Origin of the sequence: Cellulomonas pakistanensis, from assembly GCF_016862755.1 — a bacterium.
Lineage (GTDB): Bacteria > Actinomycetota > Actinomycetes > Actinomycetales > Cellulomonadaceae > Cellulomonas > Cellulomonas pakistanensis.
This window is the reverse complement of record NZ_BONO01000001.1, coordinates 107,020-119,715: the sequence shown is the minus strand read 5'-3', so window position 1 is coordinate 119,715 and position 12,696 is coordinate 107,020. Positions and strand designations below refer to the sequence as shown.

15 protein-coding genes are annotated in these 12,696 nt (G+C 70.0%); 9 read left to right on the top strand and 6 right to left on the bottom strand.

The annotated features are described in order from the left end of the window. The first annotated feature begins 123 nt into the window (after positions 1-123). Both Cpa01nite_RS00620 and Cpa01nite_RS00615 read left to right on the top strand, forming a co-directional pair. A complete protein-coding gene (locus tag Cpa01nite_RS00620) occupies positions 124-531 on the top strand; it encodes a hypothetical protein (protein WP_203666793.1) in 408 nt (135 codons plus the stop codon). 36 nt (positions 532-567) lie between these two features. Next, entirely contained in the window at positions 568-852 is a 285-nt protein-coding gene (locus tag Cpa01nite_RS00615; protein WP_203666792.1) for a hypothetical protein, read from the top strand. Between the two features lie 382 nt (positions 853-1,234). On the opposite strand, the gene Cpa01nite_RS00610 is transcribed toward Cpa01nite_RS00615, so the two are convergent. Further along, positions 1,235-1,975, bottom strand: coding sequence for a hypothetical protein (locus Cpa01nite_RS00610; RefSeq protein WP_203666791.1), 741 nt, complete (start codon positions 1,973-1,975; stop codon positions 1,235-1,237). 258 nt (positions 1,976-2,233) lie between these two features. On the opposite strand from Cpa01nite_RS00610, the gene Cpa01nite_RS00605 reads away from it, so the two are divergent. The 5 genes from Cpa01nite_RS00605 to Cpa01nite_RS00585 all read left to right on the top strand — a co-directional run bounded on the left by Cpa01nite_RS00605 (position 2,234) and on the right by Cpa01nite_RS00585 (position 8,889). Further along, the gene (locus tag Cpa01nite_RS00605) at positions 2,234-3,433 is read left to right on the top strand and encodes an XRE family transcriptional regulator (protein WP_203666790.1); all 1,200 of its coding nucleotides are present in this window, start codon (positions 2,234-2,236) and stop codon (positions 3,431-3,433) included. Beyond that, on the top strand, positions 3,430-3,903 hold the full coding sequence (locus Cpa01nite_RS00600; RefSeq protein ID WP_203666789.1) for a DUF4411 family protein: 474 nt from the start codon (positions 3,430-3,432) through the stop codon (positions 3,901-3,903). Before Cpa01nite_RS00605 ends, Cpa01nite_RS00600 begins: the two co-directional genes overlap by 4 nt. Positions 3,904-4,440: 537 nt before the next feature. Further along, positions 4,441-7,884, top strand: coding sequence for a VWA domain-containing protein (locus Cpa01nite_RS00595; RefSeq protein WP_203666788.1), 3,444 nt, complete (start codon positions 4,441-4,443; stop codon positions 7,882-7,884). Between the two features lie 29 nt (positions 7,885-7,913). Beyond that, positions 7,914-8,483, top strand: a complete 570-nt coding sequence (locus tag Cpa01nite_RS00590) for a hypothetical protein (protein WP_203666787.1) — start codon at positions 7,914-7,916, stop codon at positions 8,481-8,483. Beyond that, positions 8,476-8,889, top strand: coding sequence for a hypothetical protein (locus Cpa01nite_RS00585; protein WP_203666786.1), 414 nt, complete (start codon positions 8,476-8,478; stop codon positions 8,887-8,889). Before Cpa01nite_RS00590 ends, Cpa01nite_RS00585 begins: the two co-directional genes overlap by 8 nt. A gap of 171 nt (positions 8,890-9,060) precedes the next feature. On the opposite strand, the gene Cpa01nite_RS00580 is transcribed toward Cpa01nite_RS00585, so the two are convergent. After that, entirely contained in the window at positions 9,061-9,249 is a 189-nt protein-coding gene (locus tag Cpa01nite_RS00580) for a hypothetical protein (RefSeq protein WP_203666785.1), read from the bottom strand. A 95-nt stretch (positions 9,250-9,344) separates the two neighbouring features. Here Cpa01nite_RS00580 and Cpa01nite_RS00575 point away from each other — a divergent pair, with 95 nt between their 5' ends. Both Cpa01nite_RS00575 and Cpa01nite_RS00570 read left to right on the top strand, forming a co-directional pair. Continuing rightward, a complete protein-coding gene (locus tag Cpa01nite_RS00575; RefSeq protein WP_203666784.1) occupies positions 9,345-9,698 on the top strand; it encodes a lipopolysaccharide assembly protein LapA domain-containing protein in 354 nt (117 codons plus the stop codon). Then, on the top strand, positions 9,695-10,132 hold the full coding sequence (locus Cpa01nite_RS00570; RefSeq protein WP_203666783.1) for a hypothetical protein: 438 nt from the start codon (positions 9,695-9,697) through the stop codon (positions 10,130-10,132). The genes Cpa01nite_RS00575 and Cpa01nite_RS00570 overlap by 4 nt, the downstream gene beginning before the upstream one ends. 177 nt (positions 10,133-10,309) lie before the next feature. On the opposite strand, the gene Cpa01nite_RS00565 is transcribed toward Cpa01nite_RS00570, so the two are convergent. From Cpa01nite_RS00565 to Cpa01nite_RS00550, 4 genes are all read right to left on the bottom strand, one after another. Further along, positions 10,310-10,663, bottom strand: coding sequence for a DUF6221 family protein (locus Cpa01nite_RS00565; protein ID WP_203666782.1), 354 nt, complete (start codon positions 10,661-10,663; stop codon positions 10,310-10,312). A gap of 46 nt (positions 10,664-10,709) precedes the next feature. Next, a complete protein-coding gene (locus tag Cpa01nite_RS00560) occupies positions 10,710-11,102 on the bottom strand; it encodes a hypothetical protein (RefSeq protein WP_203666781.1) in 393 nt (130 codons plus the stop codon). Between the two features lie 832 nt (positions 11,103-11,934). Then, positions 11,935-12,117 (bottom strand): ANTAR domain-containing protein, encoded by a 183-nt coding sequence (locus Cpa01nite_RS00555; protein ID WP_203666780.1) that lies wholly within the window; start codon positions 12,115-12,117, stop codon positions 11,935-11,937. Positions 12,118-12,161: 44 nt separating this feature from the next. After that, positions 12,162-12,590, bottom strand: coding sequence for a GAF domain-containing protein (locus Cpa01nite_RS00550; RefSeq protein ID WP_203666779.1), 429 nt, complete (start codon positions 12,588-12,590; stop codon positions 12,162-12,164). Positions 12,591-12,696: the final 106 nt, after the last annotated feature.

The following is a 12,696-nucleotide window of genomic DNA, read 5'->3' as shown; positions in this document are numbered from 1 at the left end:
ATCGACCGTCCCGATGCGAACCGATGCGAGGACTCAGCATCGATACCTCTGACTGAAGTGGTGGATGCGAATCCTGTGCCCGGATCCGGGTTGGTCTAGGTCGATGAGAAGGGAAAGGCCGAGGTGGCTGACTACATCTGGGGCGATGCCTCGGTCACGTACGATGACTGGCACGGGACTGCGCAGCTCGATGAGCGGATGACCGGTCGGTTGCTGAACAAGCTCGTGGGTCTCGACGCCGAGGACTGGTGGATCGTCGGTCTCGACATCGGCGGCGGTGAGCGCGTGCACGAGCTACGAGTCCTTGCGGTGCATCGCGATGTCGTCCCCGAGGGTGGCGACGTGCTGCGGAAGATCGCAGCAGCGAACGATGGCGAGATCCCAGTGACTAGCTTCCTCATCCACGACGTGGACCCGTACGCGGTACTGCGGGCGATGACGCACTCGTTCGACCTCCGCCTGCGGCGCAGGGGCACCGTCGGATTGCCTGTCCGTGTCCAGCGGCTGGCCGACGTGCCCGAGCAACACTGACTGCGCCGCTAGCGGCGGAGACGAGCAGTGAAGCCGGTGGAGCCGCTGATCTCTGCTGACTTGCTACGCGCACTTCGGTACCTGAACCTCGTCAACGAATCCGGGGCAGGAGTTCCCGGCAACCATCTGGACGCCTGGCTCAACGTCACTCCGCCCGTGGAGTTGAGCAGGCTGGACTCGTCGATGCGTCAGTTCGAGCTGCTGATCGGGCGCGACTACGGGTACGCCGAGTACATCGACATGGTCGGCAGGGCAGAGGGCGAACCGATGCGGCTCACGGCGACTGGCCGCGCGATCGCGCGAGCAGGCTTCGTGAACTGACGGACAGGCATCACGGGGGCCCGAGTCGGCGACGACTCGGGCCTTCGTCGTTCTCCGTACACCACGAGCTCGCTACGGCCTGGAAGCCGTGTGGGAGCCGCGCGCTGCGCTCTGAGTTACGACGACTGCAGAGGGGCGTCCAGCGCTCGCCGCCGACCCGTGCGGTGATGTCGACGCGTTGCAGCTCGCTCTACGCGCCGCCCGTCGGCGCCGTCCACGCAAGCAACTGGCCCAGACTGGGACGCCTTCCGCGGCACTTGGGAGCAGATCGTCGAGGACGCAGTCGCTGCGGCGGGCGCTGGCGCCGATGAGCTGATCGTCGACCATCGCCGGGATGGTCACCCGGTCGTGACGGCCGCCGTGGGGACGTCCAGGCAGCACGTCACGTCGTGGTTCGTGCCTCTTGCTCGACCATGTCGCGCCAGATCGACACGATGTTCGGTCGAAAACGCTCCTTAGCCACGCGATGGCGGCGACCAGCGGTGATCTCGCGGGCGAACTGCGCGACGGTGCGAGCGGACTCGAACGAGCCGTCCGCCGCGAGGATCGCCCGAGCCCAGAAGTCGGGGTCCAGGGAGTAGCCGGCGTCACGCAGTGCCCGCAGCGCGTGGATCACGGTGTCCTTACCTCGACCGCTGGCGAGACCGTTGTACTCCTCGGACACCATGGTCCGCGCCGCTCTCAACGCCACGGGATCTGCGGACGCGGTCGACTCGCTGGCGAGCAGGTTCGTCGCAGCCCGGCTCTCGAGCCACAAGCGGATCAGGTCCTGCTCGCGCCACACCATCACAAGAGCCGGCACCGTGCGGTGGTCAGTGAGGAAGTCCCGAGTCGCCTGCTGCTCGTCGTCCGAGTAGGGATGGACGAACACGAACGGAAGATCCGGCGGTGGCGCCAGGTGGCGCAGCTCGCTGTACTCCAGCACCTGGATGCGCGTGTTCGACGCACTGATGAAGTCCATGGCGACCCGGTCGTTGTCCTGGTCGCTGGCCAGACGCCCGCGATCCGGTACGACGACGGCGTGGTGACGCTCGGAGAGCCAAGAGCGGGCAGGCCGCGAGTTCGCCTCCATCTGGAAACGGTGCGCCCACTGCCACCGATTCAGGTAGACGAGCTGTTCCACCGGACCTCCCTCTCGCGACGCGAGCGCCCCCCGGGGAGGCAGCTCGACTGAGTGCGTGAACCCTAGCGACGGAGACTGACACCGTAGGGGCATGGTCACTTGCCGGGCGGGGGGCTAAGTCGACGCGCCGCGGTGTGTTCGTCGCGGCGCGTCGCAAGCGGTGCCCTTTGGGCCGATCGGGGCATTCGAGGCGACTCGCTGGCCGGCGAGTTGCGGAACTCCCGCGCCGTGTCGCACGTCGGTGTCACTCTGGGCGTCATGGCTGCCATTCCGGCACTGGTGGAACCGACGATGCTCCGCTGGGCGCGCCAGACGCAGGGTTACTCGGTGCTCGCTGCTGCCCGGAAGATCGGCATCGATGAGGACAAGCTCGCGGCGTGCGAAGCCGGCTACGAGCGCCTCACCATCGAACAACTCCGAAAAGCGGCCAAGGCGTACCGGCGAAGTTTGGCCGTGTTCTTCCTCGACACACCGCCGGAAGGCATCGACACCCTTCGGGACTTCCGCCGCGTCGCCGGCAGCGAGAGCGGCGAGTGGAGCCCCGAGCTGCACACCGAGTTCCGTCGCGCTCAGCAGCAGCGCGACTGGCTGATCGACCTGCTCGAATCGGAAGACACGCCCGTGCCCACTGCGTGGAGTCTGCCTTCGTCCGAGGTCGCACGACTGAGCGACGCCCAGCTCGCCTCGCGCATCCGGTCGCACCTCGAGGGACTAGCAGGTTCTAGCGGTCCCACGACGAGCGACCGCTACGCGCACTCGAGCTTCTGGGTCTCGACCCTGGAAGACTCCGGTGTGCTGGTCCTGCATACCAGCGGTGGCGGCGTGGCCACCCAGGAGATGCGCGCGATGTCGCTGTACTTCGATCGCGTGCCGGTGATCGTCCTGAACGGCTCCGACGCCGTGCGCGCCCGAACGTTCTCCCTCGTGCACGAGTACGTCCACCTGCTGCTGCACGCGGACGGGTTGTGCGACATGGTGACCACGACGCGGGCTACCAACCCGAACACGGCGCTGGAGGCGCGATGTAACGCCGTCGCTGCTGAGGTCCTGATGCCTGCTGCGGCGGTGCGTGCTGCGACCGAGTCGCTCCGTGGGCGTCCGGTCGATGAATGGACCTACGAGCGGATCGCATCTGCTGCCGTGCGCTTCGGTACAAGCGCAGAAGCGCTGCTGCTGCGACTGGTGAATCTCGGGTTGGCATCACGATCCCTCTACGAACAGCGGCGTGAGGACTTTCAGCGGGCGTACGTCGAACAAGAGCGGAGCGCCGCTACCGGGGGCGACTTCTACCGCACGAAGGCACGCGACATCGGCAAGGGATACGTCCGCCGCGTGGCCGGGGCCCACAGGCGCAAGGTCATCGACAGCTTCACGGCCGCGACGTACCTGGACGTGAAGGTCGGGCAGATCACCCGTCTCGCCGAGGCGGCCGGTTTCGCCAGCGCGAGTGGCAGATGACGCTCGGCTCCTTTTACTCGTTCGACACGAGCGCGTACATCAACGGGCAACGCGACCAGTTTCCACCCGACCTCTTCCCCCAGCTGTGGCCGCAGATCGACGCTCTCGCAGTCGTCTGGCAGGTGCAGTCGGTCGACGTCGTCCGCGAAGAGCTGGCCAAGAAGGACGACGACGTCCACGTGTGGGCGAAGGCACGCCCGTACCTTTTCGTGCCGCTGTCGGAGGACGTGCAGGCGAGCACCAAGGAGGTGTTGCGTGCCTGCCCGCGGCTCATCGGCGTCGGCAACGGTCGCAGCGGCGCGGATCCGTTCGTCATCGCGCTCGCGATGTGCAACGACGGCGTGGTGGTGACCGATGAGAGCCCGAAGCACCCGTCGAACCCCCGCATCCCCGACGCGTGCGAAGTGTTGGGGGTGCGGTGCCTCAACTTGGTCGGGTTCATCCGCGAGCAAGGGTGGACGTTCACGTAGCGGGGCTGTGCTGGTGTCGTGCTGCGGGGTCAGGCTCTCCATGCCCAGTTCACGCGCATGCGACGCACGTCCGTGGCGCCGGATCTGACCCCGAAGTCGAAACTCACCGTGGCGGGCCTCGGTCACATCGTGACCGTCTGGGACGCAGGTTCCACGAACTTGACGGACGCGCTGGCGTGCGCGTCCTCGATGGTCCCGTTCCAAATCCCGGCGACCGTGACCCGAACGCCAGCAGTCACCCTCCACTTCACGAGGAGCGTGGCGTGGTGAGCGGCACATCACGCCCTCGACCCTTTGGGGGCGAGACGCCGCGCCGGAGAGCTGGCTGGACCCGACTGGACGCGGGAAGGCCGGCGGTGCGCCTGCGGCTCTGTGAGCGTGCCCTGGGCGGTTGCGCCGTCTGAGTGACGAAGGTCCGATCGCCAGTGGCCGCCTTGGTCTGGACCCTACGTTTTGGTCGTCACCGACCCGGACGAGGGAGTGCTCGTGCAGCGTTCATCTATCCGCTCTGCCGCGGCGCGCACGCTCGCGAGCATCGTGGCAGGCACCGTCGTGGCCACCACCATCGCAGTCGGTCCGGTTTCGGCAGCGCCGTCCACCACGGCCACTCCCTCATGCACCATCACAGGCACCGACGGCCCGGATGTACTGACCGGGACGCCAGGCGCCGACGTCCTGTGCGGCCGCAACGGGGACGACACGCTCATCGGCCTGGGCGGCGACGACGTCCTGATCGGCGGCACGGGTTACGACCGCCTGGAGGGTGGGGACGGCGACGACACGTTGCTCGGCGGCAACGAGGGCGACACCCTCCTCGGCGGGTCGGGCGATGACACCCTCACCGGCGGCACCGGGGACGATCAGCTCGACGGCGGCGCCGGGAACGACCAGCTCGCAGGTGAGAACGACCACGACACCCTGGTCGGGGGTGAGGGCGACGACGTCCTCACCGGTGCGACCGGTGAGGACCGCCTCGACGGCGGCGCTGGTACGGACATGCTCGACGGTGGGAACGACGCCGACCTGCTCGTGGGTGGTGACGGCCCGGATCAGCTCGTCGCCGGGCACGGAGCCGACAACCTCGAGGGCGGGCGTGGCGACGACACCCTCGACGGCGGTCCGGATGCGGACCGTTGCGACGGCGCGACCGGGAGCAACACGTTCTTGCGTTGCGAGAGCACCGTCGAGGACCCGACCCCCGAGGAGCCGCTCGACCCGCAGGCCGACACCGACGCCGACGGCCTGCCCGACGCCCTCGAGGAGCGGTTGGGTTCATCCCTCACGGGCTCGGACACGGACGCTGACGGTCTCGGCGACGCCGCCGAGTTCGACACGGCGACCGACCCGGTGGTCGCCGACACGGACGGCGACGGCGTCCTCGACGGTGCGGACGACACGGACGGCGACACGCGGACCAACGCCGAGGAGCTCGCGGCCGGCACCCACCCGGCACGCTCGGACACGGACGGTGACGGGCTTGACGACGGCCAGGAGCTCGCGGCTGGCACGGACCCTCTGCTCGCGGACACCGACGGCGAAGGGCTCGGCGACCACGACGAGGTCCTCGTCGGCTCTGACCCGACCCTCGTCGACACCGACGGCGACGAGGTGTCCGACGCAGAGGACACGTTCGACCGGGCGGTCACGGACGACACCACAGGCGCACGCCTCGACGTGAGCGGGACCGCCGCGCAGGTGCTCGGCGTGCGGCTCGACCCGGCAGGTGACGAGCGGCTCGAGGGTCAGGCGGGCGTCCGCGGTCCTCCGGTCGACCTGGAGCTGCCCGAGGGCGCCGGAGGGACGCTCACGCTGCCCTTCGATACGACGGGGCTCGACGAGAACGCGTACATCGCCGCCTTCCGCCTCGACGAGGAGACGGGCACGCTCGCCTGGACGCCGCACGCGACCGACCTGGACGCGGGCGAGGTACGGATCGACGTGGGCGCTGGGCACAGCGTGCCTACGCTCAACCGCGCCGCCACGGCGTCCGAAGCGTCCGCGGCGCGGGAGAGCGTAGGCGTTTCGGCCGGCGAGGTGTGCCTGCCCGGCGACCCCGCGGCGTTCCTGCCGCGCAACACATACGTCGTGCTCGATGTCCGCGAGTTCGAGCAGATCTGGAAGGACCAGATCGAGGTCCCGCGGGACAAGCACGAGCACATCGACGTCGTCCTCACCCTCGACTCGTCCGGTTCGATGGTGTGGAACGACCCCGAGGGCGCGCGCCGGACCGCCGCGACGGCGTACGTCGACGCGCTGCTGGGGGGCGACCGCGCGGCCGTCGTCGACTTCGACGACCAGGGCTACGTGACCCAGCCCCTCACCGAGGACAGAGCGGCCGCACGCGACGCGATCGCCGCGATCGACGACGTCGGCGGCACGCACATCGCGTACGCGGTGCAGGCGGCGCTCGGCGAGCTGGACCAGAACGGCGACCCGAAGCACCAGCGGGTGATCGTCCTGCTCACCGACGGCGAGGGACCGTACTGGCAGGAGCTCACCGACCGGGCGGCGGCGACGGGAACGGTCGTCTACACGGTCGGTCTCGGGCCCAGCACCGACACCGCGCTGCTCTCGGGCATCGCCGAGGCGACCGGCGGGCAGTTCTACCTCGTCCTCGACGCCGACGACCTCGAGGGCATCTTCGAAGACATCCGCGACCGCGTCGGCGATGTCGTCGACGGGGACACCGGCGTCGCCGACACCGACGGCGATGGCCTCTCCGACGCCGCCGAGACGGCGGGCATGCGCACGGGGACGGGGGCCCTGTACCGGACGGACCCGACGCGCGACGACACCGACGGGGACGGCCTCACCGACGGCGACGAGATGGGTTCGCTGTGCAGCACCGGCGCCTTCGGTGCTGGCACGTACTACCGGGCCAAGGCCGACCCGACCCGGGCCGACTCGGATCGCGACGGCCTCGACGACTGGTACGAGGTCGCCAACACCAGCTACCCGTTCAAGGCGGACTTCGACCGTGACGGCTTGAACGATCACGCCGAGCTCATGGTCCACGGGACCGAGCCGCTGTCCGAAGACACCGACGCGGACGGCTTCGCCGACGACTGGGAGATCGACAACACCGCGGCGGGCTTCGACCCCCGGTCGTACGACGAAACCTACGAGTGGTGGGAGTACGCCGGGGACTTCTCCCGTGGTGCGCTGTGCGGTGACGTGTCCGGAGTCTTCGGCTTCTGCGACGGCGACTCGGTGCCGTACGTCGTCGGCGCCATCACGGCGGGCATCGCCGGGGTCGGCGACATCCGCGACGGACTCGCGAACCTGGCGAAGGGAGACCTGGTCGCGGCCGGTCTGAGCCTCGGTTCGCTCGTCCCGGTCGCCGGGGACGCCGCGTCGGTCGTGACGAAGTCGGTGAAGTTCCTCAAGCAAGCCGTGGGGACGCGGGCGGCTGCGCTCACCCGGCACGTCGCCCATGCCGGCTATCTGCCTAGGTGGGCAAAGATCCAGGTGCTCGACCTGGCCTCGGACGGTGCCGTTGCGTCCATCAAGAGCCGTGGTCTCGTGGACGCCGACGTTCTGGCGTTCGCCCGGCGAGGGATACCCGCTCAACACCTGAGGAAGATCCTTGACGCCGCCGAGGAAGTGCGCCCCGCGGCCGGTCGATTCCGGCTCGAGGACGCCGCGGAGAGGACTCTTCGGGCCGACCTGCCGTCTCCGATCACCGGACGTCCGGGCCGCGCCATCACGCCGGGTGGGCCCCGCAACCAGCGCTATCTCGACGTCATCGACACGGAGCTGCGCACGGGGTTCGAGGTGAAGCACGGCTACGTCGACGAGGCGGGGAGGGCGGGGGTCCAGCTGTCCAAGGACGCGCAGATGGTGTCCACCGGTGCTGCACCCGACATCGACAGGATCGAGTGGCATTTCTTCGCGAACAGCGACGGCCTCTTCGGGCCTGATGAGTTCCTGCTGCAGGACCTGATCAACAACGGCATCCCGTTCGTCATCCACCTGCCGTGACTGACAGGACGACTGGGAGACTCGTCAACATGTACTTGCAGATGACGCGGGACGAGGCGGAGCGCAGGTTCGCCGAGTGGATCGGGGCCGAGGACGACCGCCGCGACAGGCTCCACGCACGGGTCGCCGCCACGGGCGGCCCGGTCCTGGCCCCGACGCTCGAGAGCCTGCGTGCGCTGAACGTCTGGTACCACGCGCGGGCTGTGGAGGCGCAGGGGGACCCGTCGCCGGGTCGTCCGCCGTGGGCGCCGCCGCCGAACCCGGACTTTGTGCCCCGGCCCGGTGGCCCACGCCCGGCGAGCGACGCCGTTATGCGGCTGTGGGACCTCATCACCGTCCACGTCGCTGACGTCCTGCGTGCGCAGCTGCCCGGTTCGACGTGGATCTGCTTCCGCAACGGTGACCGGCGCGACGACCGTAACGGCAAGCCGATGCTGGACATCGGCTGGCCCGAGAACCCGGCCGACGTCATCATGCTCGCTCATGGCAGCGTCCCGGCGGCCGTGAGCAGCGGACGACCGTTCCTGCCCGACGACCTGCACGACAAGGTCGTGCGGACGCTGTCGCAGCTCGAGGCGTACCGGAGCGCCCGTGGCTGAGGAGCTCGTCCTCGCCGCCGGCCACCCGGACGACTTCCTCGTCGGTGTCCTGCCCGCGCTCGACGAGCCACTCGCCCGGACGCTGCTCAGCGCGCTGGGCGTGGACGTCTCCGCCGCGCCTGAGGGAATCCTCGACGCTGGCGGGGGCACGGTCTTCTGGCAGCTCGCCCTGGAGACCGACGCGCAAGGGGCGCTCAAGCAGCTCGCCGGCGAGGTGTACGGCGACCCGCCGGTGGCACTGGAGGACGTCCGTGCCCTTTGGGGGACGCTGCAGGACCTGGCCGCCGCATTGGGCGTACGTGTGTGGGTCCGCATCGGCGGAGTTGCGGAACCGCTGACCGCGGGACTGCTGGCCGCGGTGGTGGGAGCGAGCAGTGATGATCATGGCCGAGGCCCGCAGCCGTAGCAGGCGTGCTGCCGCGACCCTGCTCAGTTGCCGCACAGCGGACCGAGAAGATGAGGTCGTCACGGCGTGTGACCACTGTGACTCATGAGACCAGTGGGGCCACCTTCCCGTACCGGGTGTCTAGGCCGTTCCCAAGACCCGCTTCAGGGCTGGTCGAATTCCTACCAGCCCTCAAACCCGGCAAGCGGTGGAGGTTCCACGTGACTTCTTCGTGTTCCACGTCTGGTCTTCGGTAGCGCCTCGGGGTTCCAGCGCCGCCTGCGGTGTCGAGGTGAGCGGGAACTGGACCGCGGACAGCGCGAGCAGCGCCCAGGCTGACCGCCGGTTGAACCGCAGGCCCAGCAGGATCGCGATGGCCATGAGCGTCTAGGCTGCCGCGGGCGTAGGCTGGCTCTAGCCCGGTGTCGAGGACCTCTCAGCGAGGTGACGACCCGGATCCAGCATCGGAGGGCGTCATGCCCGTCCAGCCTGCTTCCCACTCCACCCGCAGCCGTCAGCCCGTCGAACCTGAGGTGCGGGCCCCTGGCGCTGACACACCCACCCGCGCCTCGGGAACCCGCACCAGCGCCGCGTGGTTCGGTGTCTGCGTCGGCGTCCTGGTCCTGGTCGCGCTCGTCGTGTTCATGCTGCAGAACACCGGGCCAGTCGCGGTTTCCTTCCTCGGCATGACCGGGACAGCGCCGCTGGCCCTAGCGCTGTTGATCGCGGGGCTAGGCGTCGGGATCGTGGTCCTGGTCTTCGCCTCTCTGCGCATCGGCCAGCTCCGTCGCCGTGCCGCCGGCGGTCACCCGACCGGAGCACGACGATGACCGCCTACGGCGAAGTCGCCACCGACGAGCAGCCGCTTCGGCTCGCCTCGATCTTGACCAGCGCCCTCCCGGCGCTGCTCGGAACGAGCCAGGCACCGACGCAGTACACGGTCCCGGCCGTGTTCTCCCGCCAGGTGTCCGTGCCCGAGAAGACCGCGATCGAAGGACCGGACACCGTCCGTCGGCTCGCCGAACGCGGCTACCGGCAGGTGACGCTGCAGGTCTCGGACAGGCGCCTGCTCATCGGCCACACCAGCCTCGAGCAGCTCGAGGATGGGCTCGCGCACGAGATCGCGCTGATGCTGACCGAAATCGGGCGTGCCGTCTCCCGGGAGCGCGACGAGCGAGCGGCCGAAGCGACCGCGCGTCAGTCCGTGGAGGCCGACCGCGCGGTCGACGTGCAGCGGTCCGTGGACCGCATCGTCTTCGAGTAGGCGCCGCCGGCCGGCGACGCGATCCCGGTCGAGCCCGATCGATCTGGAGAGCCAGCGCGCGGCGGCCGCGCCACGCCGCACACCCTCGGCTCGTCCGCGGGCGCAGGGGGTCCGCGGACGAGCTGGCGCGCCGGCCACACCTATCGCGTCGACGCCCGGGCGAGCACGGCCTGCCGCTCAGGCCCGCCACGCCGGCTCGAAGTCGGGGTGCCCATCGTACAGCGACGCAATGGCGCGCAGGATCCGGTCCCCGACATAGAGCACTCCGCTGTCGTGCCGCGAACCGGCCTCTCGTTCCATGTCCACGGTCTCGTCGAGGCCCGTCGCCTCGTACGCGAGGACGATCAGCTCCCGGCGGACGCGGCACTCGGCAAGGAGGCGCACCGGGTCCGCGGGATCCCTGCGGTAGACGGCGTCGTCCGCTCGCGCCGCCTGACCGTGCGGTCCGCCGTGGCCGCCGCCCGGCAGCTGACGACGGGCGGCAGCCTCGCTCTCGGCGATGCGCTCGAGGAGGAACGTGGCGAGCGTCATCGAAGGGCCGTCCTCGGATCGGGATCCCTCCGGCACCCGGTCGTCCTCATCCGCCTGCGCGTGCCCGTTCCTGCCAGGCGTCGCGCTGGCCGCCCGCGTGCCGCAGCGCCGCGATCAGCAGCTCCATTCGGCGCGGCCCGACGCGGGTCAAGTCGCCCAGCCGCACGGCCGGGGCCGCGTCGACATCGGACAGCGACGCGGCGAACAGCAGAACCCGCCGCTCGGGAGGCGACATCGGACCCACGTAGGCGGAGACGGCCGCGAAGTCGATCCACGCGACGCCCCGGCCGCCGGCGGGCTCTGGCGCCCGGCACACCCACGGGTGCGTCGGCCCGGCGAGGCCCGCCCGGATCAGCAGCTCCGTGGCGGCCTCGAGCGCACAGATCCCGCGTGCCCATGCGCGGAGCAGGTCGTGCAGCTGCCCGCCCTGCTCAGGCACCGATCCTGCAGGTCGGCGGTCCTCTCCAGATGGGACCGTGGTCACGAGAACGCGATCGCGTCAGCGAGGGGTCCGGCGCCGGCGGCGGGCGTGAGCCCCAGGCGCCGGTCCATGGTCGCGGGATGGGTGGGCAATGCGGACGGGACGGGCATGACGCCCTCCGAACGAACGATCCGGGACGAGGCGCACCAAGGGAGATGAGATCGCTGCCGGGCTGCTCCCCAGGCTACGCCTCAGACCGCCCGATCGACCCGCCCCCGGATGCGTACGGCTCCGGATCAGCCCGGGCCCGTGTCATCACGCGGCGTCGCGGGCCCCATCACGCCGTGAGCAGAACAGCTGCGAGGGCGCGACCGCTGGCTCGAGACCGGCGCTCTGGTCGAACGCACCCCGGCTCGCGTGCTTCACGTCTCGATCGTGAACCACCCGGTCTTGCCCTGCGCGCCCGGTCGTTCACCTCCGCGCTCGAGAACTTCCGCAGTGTGGTCGGCCGGACGCGACGATCGACGAGATCCGCCAGGCGCGAGCGCAGGTGGCTGACGCCGTGAACCGGCTCACCGAAGGCGCCGATGACGTGGCCGAGGACCGCGCCGACGCGGTGGACCAGGCATGGTCGGACCTGGACGCGGCGGTCGACGACCTCGACGGCGACGACACCGTGCCCGAGGCGGTCGACTCCCTGCGCGACGAGGCGTCGCAGGTCGCCACAGCGCGCGAGGGATTTCGTCGCAGACCTCGACTGCTGACCGGACGGCTCGCGGATCCGCGCTCCATGCTGGTGCGTCCATCGCTTCGCGTCGCGATGCGTTGCCGAAGTTCAGGGCGCAGACCGTCACACCGTCCCAGCGAGCGCCTGCGTGGCGGCCTCGTGGATGGTGATGTGGCGATGAAGGCAGTGCTCCACCAGGATGAGGAGCGCGTCGTCGACGTCGCACCCGCGTCGGGCCATGAGGCAGCCGATGGCCTGGTTGACGGTGGCGTGGCGTTCCATCTGCGCCTCGAGCAATACCCACATCTCCCGGTCGTCACCGCGGTCGTCTGCACCAGGGCCGGGTGTTGTCATCGTGTGCCCTGCTCGCGCAGCGCCGTCGCCAGTTCCTGGACGCACAGGTCGATCCGGATGACCTCGTCGCGCGTCCACGCGGCGGGCAGACCGCTGTAGGCGTTCAGCGCGACGGTCGTGATCTCGTCGACGAAGCCCGGCAGGGCGACGAACGAGCGGTAGCCGTGGCCCCGCGCCAGCCGGTTCCACCGGGGCCAGCGCGCGTCGACGTCGAGATCGTCCACGACCACGCTGCGCAGCTCGCGGATCGCCTCCAGGCAGGGGCCCGAGCCGTCGTCCACCTCGAGCTGATCGCACGCGGCGGCAGCCGGATCGCTGCTCGCCACCTGGTCGAACCGGCCACCGCTGCGGACGATGACGCTGCAGGCAGGCACTCCGGTCCGCGCGGGTGCGGCATCGGCGAACGCATCGAGAATCTTCTGCACGATCTCACCGGCTCTCGGGCGCTACCGGCGCCACGGCCGGCGAGGGAACGCCCTCGTGAGCGCCTGGTCGACTCCGACCTGGCCAGTGTGGCACGGCACGGCCCGA

Bases quoted from the DNA above. Each gene is read 5' to 3' on its own strand.
- Cpa01nite_RS00605 (WP_203666790.1), top strand. From the start codon at position 2,234: ATGGCTGCCATTCCGGCACTGGTGGAACCGACGATGCTCCGCTGGGCG.
- Cpa01nite_RS00600 (WP_203666789.1), top strand. From the start codon at position 3,430: ATGACGCTCGGCTCCTTTTACTCGTTCGACACGAGCGCGTACATCAAC.
- Cpa01nite_RS00590 (WP_203666787.1), top strand. From the start codon at position 7,914: ATGTACTTGCAGATGACGCGGGACGAGGCGGAGCGCAGGTTCGCCGAG.
- Cpa01nite_RS00580 (WP_203666785.1), bottom strand. From the start codon at position 9,249: ATGGCCATCGCGATCCTGCTGGGCCTGCGGTTCAACCGGCGGTCAGCC.
- Cpa01nite_RS00575 (WP_203666784.1), top strand. From the start codon at position 9,345: ATGCCCGTCCAGCCTGCTTCCCACTCCACCCGCAGCCGTCAGCCCGTC.
- Cpa01nite_RS00570 (WP_203666783.1), top strand. From the start codon at position 9,695: ATGACCGCCTACGGCGAAGTCGCCACCGACGAGCAGCCGCTTCGGCTC.
- Cpa01nite_RS00565 (WP_203666782.1), bottom strand. From the start codon at position 10,663: ATGACGCTCGCCACGTTCCTCCTCGAGCGCATCGCCGAGAGCGAGGCT.
- Cpa01nite_RS00555 (WP_203666780.1), bottom strand. From the start codon at position 12,117: ATGTGGGTATTGCTCGAGGCGCAGATGGAACGCCACGCCACCGTCAAC.